2 protein-coding genes and 1 tRNA gene are annotated in these 5,091 nt (G+C 71.7%); 2 read left to right on the forward strand and 1 reads right to left on the reverse strand.

What is annotated here, in order from left to right:
• The first annotated feature begins 15 nt into the window (after positions 1-15).
• Positions 16-88: transfer RNA gene (locus tag VR44_RS23095), tRNA-Thr, on the forward strand.
• A gap of 120 nt (positions 89-208) precedes the next feature.
• Here VR44_RS23095 and VR44_RS23100 read toward each other — a convergent pair.
• Positions 209-2,770, reverse strand: coding sequence for a SpoIIE family protein phosphatase (locus VR44_RS23100; protein ID WP_094191856.1), 2,562 nt, complete (start codon positions 2,768-2,770; stop codon positions 209-211).
• Between the two features lie 191 nt (positions 2,771-2,961).
• On the opposite strand from VR44_RS23100, the gene VR44_RS23105 reads away from it, so the two are divergent.
• Positions 2,962-5,091: HAMP domain-containing protein (locus VR44_RS23105; RefSeq protein ID WP_045949492.1), on the forward strand; the 2,130-nt coding region annotated here is incomplete at its 3' end.

Genomic DNA, 5,091 nt, shown 5'->3' on the forward strand with positions numbered 1-5,091 from the left:
GCCGCCGAACAACCCGCCCTTTTAGCTCAGTCGGTAGAGCGTCTCCATGGTAAGGAGAAGGTCAACGGTTCGATTCCGTTAAAGGGCTCCGAAGTAAAAAGGCCCCCGCCTGATGGCGGGGGCCTTTTTGCGTTTCCAGGGCAGGTCGTGCACGGACCCGGGACTTCCGGGCCGCCTCGGGGGCGGACCGGAAGCCGGCCGGGAGACGTCAGGAGCCCTCGCGCGGGTGCGGGACGCGGAAGGCCAGGATGGCCATGTCGTCCGAGGCGGGTTCCGCCGCGAAGCGCTCCACCGCGCGCAGGACGCGGGCGGCGACCGCGCCGGCCGTGAGGCCCGTACAGGTGGTGAGGACGTCGGCCAGGCCGTCGTCGCCCAGCATGCGGGAGCCCTCGCGGCGCTCCGTCACCCCGTCCGTGACACAGAGGAGGACGTCACCCGGGTCCAGGGACAGGGTCTGCTCGTACAGGTCCAGGTCGTCGATCACACCCAGGAGCGGCTGCGGTTCCGCCGCCGCGGTGACCTCGCCGTCCGGGCGCAGGCGCAACGGCAGCGGGTGGCCGGCGCAGACCACCTTCATCAGGGCGCCGCCGTCCGGCTGCGGGTGGAGCTCCCCGTACAGGAGGGTCAGGAAGCGGCTGCGGGCACCCTCGTCGAGGATGGCCGCGTTCAGCCGCTCCAGGACGGCCGGGCCACCCAGCCCCTCGCGGGCCAGCAGGCGCAGGGCGTGACGGGCCAGGCCGGTCACCGCCGCCGCCTCCGGGCCCGTACCGCAGACGTCGCCGATGGCGAAGCCGTACGCGCCGTCGCGGATCGGGAAGACGTCGTAGAAGTCGCCGCCCACCTCGTTGCCCTCGCCGGCCGCCCGGTAGATGACCTCCACTTCCATCCCGGGGATCGCGGGGGAGCCCGGCGGCAGCAGGCTGCGCTGGAGGGAGCGGCTGATCGCCGTGCGTTCCGAATAGAGGCGGGCGTTGTCCAGGGCCAGGGCGGCACGGCGCGACAGGTCGTCGGCCAGTTCCAGGATCTCCTGGCGGAAGTGCTCCTCGCTGGGCTTGCCCAGGGTCAGCATGCCGATCACCCGGTTGCGGGCGAGCAGGGGCAGGACGACCGTCTCGCCGCCCACCGCCGCGGCCGTCGCCGGCCAGGGGCGGGCCCCGGCCTCACGGACCGGCTCGGGCGGCTCCACCCGGGACAACAGGGCCTTGAGGCCGTCGATGCGTTCCTCGTCCTCGTGCAGGACGTAGGCGAGGTAGGGGTCGGAGGCCTGGTCGGCGATCGTGTACACGGCACACCAGGTGGCCAGCGTCGGAACCGTCATCTGGGCCATCAGAGCCAGCGTCTGGTCCCGGTCGAGGGTGCCCGCCAGCAGGTCGGAGGCCTCGACGAGGAAGGACAGGGAGCCGCGGCGCAGCCGTTCCAGCTCGCCCAGGCGGGCCGACTCGACGGCCAGGGCGATGCGGTCGGCGGCGAACTGGAGGCGCAGGGCCTCCTCGTTCGTGTAGCGGCCCGGATTCTCGGCGGCGACGCCCAGGGAGCCGGTCAGCCGGCCCTCGACCTTGAGGGGGACGGTGACGACCGAGCGCATGCCGGTGGACTCCAGGAGCGGTACCGCCCCGGGGACGGCGGAGAGGTCGTCGTGGACGGCGGGCAGCCGGGCCGAGCCGTAGCAGCGGCTGGTGCCGGCCTCGACGGGGACGCGGGCGAAGCGCTGCCGGGTGGAAGGCAGGCCCGTCGTGGCGCGGACCTCCAGCTCGGTCTCGTCGTCGGTCGCCAGCAGCAGGAACGCGGCATCGGCGTCGAGCATGTCACGGGCCCGCTCGACGGTCCGCTGGAGCAGGCCGTCCAGGTCGTCGGGGGCCGGGGAGCCGATGAACACCTCGAAGGGGTCCACGGGGCGGGGCTCGGAGAGCTGCCCGTCGGAAGCGGTGGCTCGTGCCGGGGTCTGGAGCAGGGCGCGCTCGTCGTCGTGGACGAGGAGGCAGACGATGGACGGCTCACCGTGCGCGTCACGGACCCGCAGGTGGGAGGCGTACACGGGGATGACGCGGCCGTCGGCGCCGCGGATGCCGTAGCTGCCCTCCCAGCGGGACAGCCGCAGGGCCTCGGCGATGCCCGTGCCGGTGCCGGGGGTCTGCGGCCAGGCGGCCAGCTCGGCCAGGGGACGGCCGAGGACCTTCTCCGCGGCGTAGCCGAACACGTGCTCGGCGTCCTCGTTCCAGGCGGAGATCGCGTCGGCGGCGTCGACCTGGAGGACGGCGACGCGGACCCGGCTGTCGGCCAGGGGCAGGAACTGGTCCGGTACGACGGGGCCCGCCGACCGGGTACCGACCGGACGGTCCGGCAGGTCCAGGCGGAACCAGACGTGCTTGTGCGTGGCGGTGTACTCGACGCCCCAGCGGGTGGCGAGGGCGGCGCAGAGCATCAGGCCGCGGCCGCTCTCGCGGTCCGGGTCGGCGTACGGGCGCTCGTCGGGGTGGCGCAGGGGGAGCTCGCGCTCGGGGTACCGGTCGGCGATCTCCACGCGTACGCCGTCCTCGGCGCGCAGGCACAGGACCTCGGCCTGGGTTCCGGCGTGGACCACGGCGTTGGTGACGAGTTCGCTGGTCAGCACCACCGCGTCGTCGACGATGTCCGCGAAGCCCCAGCCCTGGAGGGTGTCGCGGACGAACGCGCGGGCAGCGGCGACCGACCGCCCTTGCGGGGTGAAACTGGCAGCCGCCCGTGCCGTGATCACAAGTCTCCTTCGACGCGGTGGGACATCGGATGCCAGGTTACTTACCTTCGAGGTCGTCGTGAGGCGGTCGGACGGGAATCCACCCGCAGGGTGCGGAGCGTGTGCGAAGGTGCCGAAGTGTTATGGCCGGGTTCGGCCGGGGTGAAACACTGGGCAGGCTTGGAGAGCCGGCTCTTGGACAGCCGGGATCCGGTGGAACAGCGGTCGACCCTTTCGGGAGGGACACGGTGGAGTCTGGCGCAGCGGTGCGGCGTACGGGAACGCGCCCCAAGGGGGGCAGGTCCCGGCGGAACGGTACGACGGAGGTCGATACCGCCGCTCTGAACCGGCTGCTCACGGCCCTGGTGTCGATGCGGGACGGGAACTTCCGCAAGCGGCTGACGGTGTCCGGCGAGGGCGTGATGGCGGAGATCGCCGCCGTCTACAACGAGGTCGCCGACCGCAACCTGCACCTGACCGGGGAGCTGTCGCGGGTCCGGCGCATGGTGGGCCGCGAGGGCAAGCTGAGCGAGCGGCTGGAGACCGGGGCCTGCGAGGGGTCCTGGGCGGCGGCGATCGACGCCTCGAACCAGCTGGTGGACGATCTTGCCCGGCCGGTGTCCGAGGTGGGCCGGGTGCTGTCGGCGGTGGCCGAGGGCGACCTGGACCAGCGGATGGACCTGCGGACGCAGGCGCCGGACGGGGCCGGGCATCCGCTGCGCGGGGAGTTCCTGAAGGTCGGCCGTACGGTCAACAACCTGGTCGACCAGCTGTCGGCGTTCACCGACGAGGTGACGCGGGTGGCGCTGGAGGTCGGCACCGAGGGGAAGCTGGGCGGTCAGGCCCAGGTGCGCGGAATGTCGGGTTCCTGGAAGGACCTGACCGACTCCGTCAACACCATGGCCTACCGGCTCACCGCTCAGGTGCGTGATATCGCGCTCGTCACGACGGCGGTGGCCAAGGGCGACCTGTCGCGCAAGGTCACGGTGCACGTGGCCGGTGAGATGCTGCAGCTGAAGAACACCGTCAACACGATGGTGGACCAGCTGTCCTCCTTCTCCTCGGAGGTGACGCGGGTCGCCCGCGAGGTGGGTACCGAGGGCGAGCTGGGCGGCCAGGCGAAGGTGCCCGGGGTCGCGGGCGTCTGGAAGGACCTGACCGACTCCGTCAACACCATGGCGGGCAACCTCACGGCCCAGGTGCGCGGGATCGCACAGGTCACGACGGCCGTGGCCAACGGTGACCTGTCGCAGAAGGTGCGGGTCAGCGCGCGCGGCGAGGTGGCGCAGCTGGCCGAAACGATCAATCAGATGACGGAGACCCTGCGGACCTTCGCGGACGAGGTCACGCGCGTGGCCAGCGAGGTCGGCGCCAAGGGCCTGCTGGGCGGCCAGGCGCAGGTGCCGGGGGCGGCGGGTACCTGGAAGGACCTCACCGATTCGGTGAACACGGTCTTCCGGAACCTGACCACGCAGGTGCGGGACATCGCCCAGGTGACCACCGCCGTGGCCAACGGTGACCTGTCGCAGAAGGTCACGGTCGACGTGGCCGGCGAGATGCTGGAGCTGAAGAACACCGTCAACACGATGGTGGACCAGCTCCAGTCCTTCGGTTCGGAAGTGACCCGTGTGGCCCGCGAGGTCGGCGTGGAGGGTGAGCTGGGCGGCCAGGCCCAGGTGCCCGGGGCGGCGGGGACGTGGAAGGACCTCACCGATTCGGTGAACACCGCCTTCCGGAACCTGACCGGCCAGGTCCGCAACATCGCGCAGGTGACGACGGCGGTGGCCAACGGCGACCTGTCGCAGAAGGTCACCGTGGACGTCTCCGGCGAGATGCTCCAGCTGAAGAACACCGTGAACACGATGGTGGACCAGCTGTCCTCCTTCGCGGAGCAGGTGACCCGGGTGGCCCGGGAGGTGGGCACCGAGGGCATCCTCGGCGGGCAGGCCCGGGTGCGCGGGGTCACCGGCATCTGGAAGGACCTGTCGGACAACGTCAACACGATGGCCGGGAACCTGACGGCGCAGGTGCGCGGGATCGCCCAGGTGTCCGCGGCCGTCGCCAACGGCGACCTGACGAAGAAGGTCACCGTCGAGGCGCGCGGCGAGGTCGCGCAGCTCGCCGACACGGTCAACACGATGGTCAAGACCCTGTCCTCCTTCGCGGACGAGGTCACCCGCGTGGCCCGTGAGGTGGGCACGGAGGGCCGCCTGGGCGGTCAGGCGCACGTCCCGGGCGTCTCGGGCACGTGGAAGGACCTCACCGACTCGGTGAACTTCATGGCCTCCAACCTCACCGGCCAGGTGCGGCAGATCGCCATGGTCACGACGGCCATCGCCAAGGGCGACATGACCAAGAAGATCGACATCGACGCGCGC

Source organism: Streptomyces katrae (assembly GCF_000966975.1).
Classification (GTDB): Bacteria; Actinomycetota; Actinomycetes; order Streptomycetales; family Streptomycetaceae; genus Streptomyces; species Streptomyces katrae.